Raw genomic sequence first — 1,954 nt, 5'->3', positions numbered from 1 at the left:
GGGGTTTACACCTTCTAAAAACCCCAGAAGTTAGGCCAACTTCAACTCTTGCCGCACTTTGCAACAGAGCCCATCCGCCTAGCTCCACCTCAAAACCAATACGGTTTCAAGCAAGAGATCAAACTTTGAAACAGATCCGTTTAACACATAACCAAAAGTTCAAAACGAAAAATTTAACACGATACTTCCAGCTACATTTATTAATATGATATATTGTCATACGCCTAACTAAGGAGATTACCTGATGTCAGAACGATTAGCTCTTGCTGTATTTGTTAAAAATGAAGAACACGATATAGCTTGGTGGTTAGGATGGCATATTGCACTCGGTTTTTCTACTATTATTGTTTACGATGACAATTCAACTGACAAGACAAGAGATATCGTTCAATCTGCATCTGAATCATATGATATTCGATTAGAAAAATCACAACAACACTTACGATTCAATCATCGTCAAAAGTATACTTATGAAAAATCTATTTTAGATGCAAAAAATGAATTTGATTGGTTAATGTTTTTAGATTCAGATGAATACCTTGATTTAGGAATAGATCAAAATGTTTCTTCTTTTTTAAAAAAATTCCCTAATGCGTCAGCTATTGCTATCAACTGGTGTTGTTTTGGTAGTAGTGGTTATATTACGCGACCACCCAACTCATCACCTATTGAATCGTATATTTATCGGTCTCAACCAAATTCTACTGATGCCAACAAAATTGTAAAATCTATTTTTCGCCCAGATACAGCTAGCGGTATATATATAAACCCTCATCAATTTGATATTAATGGTATATATGTTTCTTCTGATGGAAGTCCAATTATCTGGGATGAAGTTCATCCCGAAAAAACCAAAGACTATCCCACGTGGATAAACGCTCGTGTACGACATTATGCTTGTCGTAGTTTGGCAGATTTTATAGAAAAAGTAGAGCGCCGCAGTGATATACGTGATGCTCCTGCGCCTATGAACTATTTTAAGGATTTTGATATTAATGAAGTAGTAGATTATCCAGAAAAAGAATTTTTATTGAAAGTTCGTAATATTGTTGCTAACATTCGAAAAAATTATGAGTTGAATATATACTCAAATATTAGAAGAGGTAATTTTTGGGATTCATATTTTGATTCAGTAGAATTTAATGTTTTTAATATAAAAACTGTACACTCTACTACTGTAATGCTGGATTCAAATTCTGGAGATATAATTCATTCATCTGATAATAATAATGATAATTATATTCCAATTTATGGACTAATTATCAAAAATGATCCAAATATCATATATTTGACATGTGGTTCAAAAGGTAAAATGCTTCATCTTTCATATGATGATAGATTTGGATCTATAATACCATTTAAATTAGAAAAAATAGAGGGGGATAATTATAATATTGGATTACGAAACCCACACTCAGGGCGCTCTATATGTTGGCTACAACCGGACAGTGATACCCGCACTGGAGAAGCCCATTGCAATAGGCAGTGGCTTCATGCTTGGGAGAAAATTCAGCTAAAAAAAATGGCTTTTTTTCCAGAAGAAATAAAAAAAATGGCATATAATTTATTTAAATTTTCGCAGATTCAATCATATTCAGGAAAAATAAGTATCGAAAACATAGATGAAGCTACTTCATTTCTCTGGTCTAGATCCAGAAGAGATCAAGAAATTTGGGAAAAAGAATTTGATGTCACACTCCCATGTTGGATAAAAAATTCACATGATATCGTATTGTAATTATTTACACAAATATTTATTTAATTGTGATAATTAATAATTTTTACTATACTATTTTATAGTACATTTATTTTTTACTCAAGGCCCTGATCGAAGATCAGGGCCTTGAGTAAATGGAAACCTTCTTACTCTGCATTACTACCCACGTGGAAGGGCTCTGTTGCAAAGTGCGGCAAGAGTTGAAGTTGGCCTAACTTCTGGGGTTTTTAGAAGGTG

1 protein-coding gene is annotated in these 1,954 nt (G+C 33.2%); it reads left to right on the top strand.

The genetic code is table 11. The annotated features are described in order from the left end of the window. Positions 1-244: 244 nt before the first annotated feature. Positions 245-1,738 (top strand): glycosyltransferase family 2 protein, encoded by a 1,494-nt coding sequence (locus tag NTH01S_RS11380; RefSeq protein WP_068173766.1) that lies wholly within the window; start codon positions 245-247, stop codon positions 1,736-1,738. Positions 1,739-1,954: the final 216 nt, after the last annotated feature.

The organism is Neokomagataea thailandica NBRC 106555, from assembly GCF_001598495.1.
Taxonomy (GTDB): Bacteria; Pseudomonadota; Alphaproteobacteria; order Acetobacterales; family Acetobacteraceae; genus Gluconobacter; species Gluconobacter thailandicus_A.
This window is presented reverse-complemented; position numbering and strand designations above follow the sequence as displayed.